This window comes from Serratia sp. ASV30, from assembly GCF_016428815.1.
In the GTDB taxonomy this organism is placed as follows: Bacteria; Pseudomonadota; Gammaproteobacteria; order Enterobacterales; family Enterobacteriaceae; genus Chania; species Chania fonticola_C.
Window position 1 is genome coordinate 1 of sequence record NZ_JAELTL010000172.1, and the last position, 625, is coordinate 625.

Sequence of the window (625 nt, forward strand, 5' to 3'; positions counted from 1 at the left end):
CCGCTTCCGCCTTGCCCGTGAAGGTTGGCGTGGCGTCATCGGTGATGGCGTTTGGCGCCAGTGCGCCCTGCGTACTACCCACATCGTCGGTGACCACCAGGCCGGTGGCCGGGGCCGGTGGCGTGGTGTCCACCATAATGCCAAAGCCGCCGGTGGTCGGGCTGGTCTGGCCGATACTGTCGGTGACCGAGGCGCTCAGGCTGTGATTGCCGTCCTTCAGCGCCGGGCTTGGGGTAAACGCCCAGGCACCGTTGCTGTCCGCCACGGTAGAGCCAATCGCCACTCCGTTGTCGAACACCGTCACCGTGCCGCCCGCCAAGGCGGTGCCGTTCAGGGTCGGGGTGCTGTCGTTGGTGACATCCCCTTTCTGCAGCGCGCCGGTGTGCGGTTCGGCATTGTCCATCACGTTGGTGATGGTCGGGGCCTGCGGTGGGACGGTCACGACACGGATGTCGTACTCTGGCGAAGCCACGGTGGTGTTACCCACGTGGTCGGTTTCCTTCGCCGTCAGCGTCACCAGACCGTCGGCCAGTGGCAGGCTCGGTTTCAGTGACCAGGTGCCGTCCGCCTGCACGGTGGCCGAGCCGATCGCCTTGCTGCCGTTGTACACCGTGATGGTGTTGCC

General features: G+C 66.4%; 1 protein-coding gene. It reads right to left on the reverse strand.

The window, feature by feature from the left end; translation table 11 throughout:
- A partial coding sequence (locus tag JHD74_RS25950) for an Ig-like domain-containing protein (RefSeq protein WP_199063902.1) occupies positions 1–625 on the reverse strand: 625 nt, incomplete at both ends.